At 50.3% G+C, this 1,060-nt stretch carries 3 protein-coding genes and 1 pseudogene; all 4 read right to left on the bottom strand.

From position 1 onward, the window contains the following. Positions 1-64 precede the first annotated feature (64 nt). Complete coding sequence (locus tag ABIB18_RS23725; RefSeq protein ID WP_354476053.1) at positions 65-307, bottom strand: hypothetical protein; 243 nt, start codon at positions 305-307, stop codon at positions 65-67. 23 nt (positions 308-330) lie between these two features. Beyond that, positions 331-396, bottom strand: coding sequence for an SEC-C metal-binding domain-containing protein (locus ABIB18_RS23720; protein ID WP_316555839.1), 66 nt, complete (start codon positions 394-396; stop codon positions 331-333). A gap of 6 nt (positions 397-402) precedes the next feature. Further along, positions 403-717: a YecA/YgfB family protein gene (locus ABIB18_RS23715; protein WP_354476051.1), complete on the bottom strand. Its 315-nt coding sequence runs from the start codon at positions 715-717 to the stop codon at positions 403-405. After that, a pseudogene (locus ABIB18_RS23710) lies at positions 662-970 on the bottom strand (integrase core domain-containing protein); the annotation flags it as partial. The pseudogene ABIB18_RS23710 and the gene ABIB18_RS23715, both read right to left, overlap by 56 nt. Positions 971-1,060 lie beyond the last annotated feature (90 nt).

The raw sequence follows: 1,060 nt of genomic DNA, 5'->3' as shown, positions 1-1,060 counted from the left end.
ACGAAAGCAGGTATACCTGAAAGCGTGCGTATTGCCTGAAAACACAACCCGCTACGGGGGAGACTTACCCGAAATCTGATTTATTCAACAAAGCCTTTTTACCTATCCCTTCCCTGAACAGTACCGGCGCATTGTCAGTAGGAGTATTGCTCTGGTTTAGCTCATTTTTATGAAAAAATAGCTCAGCTCCGCTCTCTGACGAGAGAAACCCAAACTTATTCTCCCGATCCGTTTTGCTGTTATAACCTCCGAACCAGAGAACATTTCCCAGGTACCACCGGGAGCGATCCAGATTGTTCACTGCCATTAGCAAGCCTCCCTTTCGATTTGTCAGTGCTTGCAGCACTTTTTTAATTTTTTACCGCTGCCACACGGGCAAGGGTCATTCCGTCCCATTAGCCTTTACTCACGCCTGACAGGAGCAGGACGTGAAACCTCTGAAGACATCCGCTGCGCCAGCCAGTGCTGAGACAGGCCGAGCGCGGCAGGCCGAATAAGCGCAATACTCTGCTCAAACTGAGCGGGCGACATTTTCTCAGCCACAGGAAAGTTCTTTTCGATACTATGAAGGGCTATCGCTTCCAGCGAGGGGCGTAACACCTCCGGCAGGGCTGACCAGTCATCTAGTGACCGGCCTTTCATATACCCGAAACTGTAGTGGTCAACAAAAACTGGCCACCGCTTTAGAGTTTTTCCAGTATCGACTTTCCGATTCATTTGGTGGTAACCCACCGTTATATTCATGCGGCCTGAGCGCGCTGTAATACCCAACGATATAGTCCGTTATTACCCAGGCTGCATCGCTGAAGCTTGTGTAACCCGTCACCGGTACCCATTCGTTCTTCAGACTCCTGAAGAAGCGCTCCATCGGGCTATTATCCCAGCAGTTTCCACGCCGACTCAGACTCTGCCTGATCCGATAACGCCACAGTACCTGCCGGAACTGTCTGCTTGTGTAATGGCTACCCTGGACGCCCTTCTAAGAGTCAAGCCGTTAACGGGGTGCTGTTGATCTGCCTGTTTTGATTTCGCAGTAATGTATATACTTCCCGTGAGATAT

Origin of the sequence: Pantoea sp. UYEF8, from assembly GCF_040546285.1 — a bacterium.
In the GTDB taxonomy this organism is placed as follows: Bacteria; Pseudomonadota; Gammaproteobacteria; order Enterobacterales; family Enterobacteriaceae; genus Pantoea; species Pantoea brenneri.
This window is presented reverse-complemented; position numbering and strand designations above follow the sequence as displayed.

Coding starts and splice junctions, on each gene's coding strand:
- ABIB18_RS23715 (WP_354476051.1), bottom strand. CDS start 717: ATGAATCGGAAAGTCGATACTGGAAAAACTCTAAAGCGGTGGCCAGTT.
- ABIB18_RS23725 (WP_354476053.1), bottom strand. CDS start 307: ATGGCAGTGAACAATCTGGATCGCTCCCGGTGGTACCTGGGAAATGTT.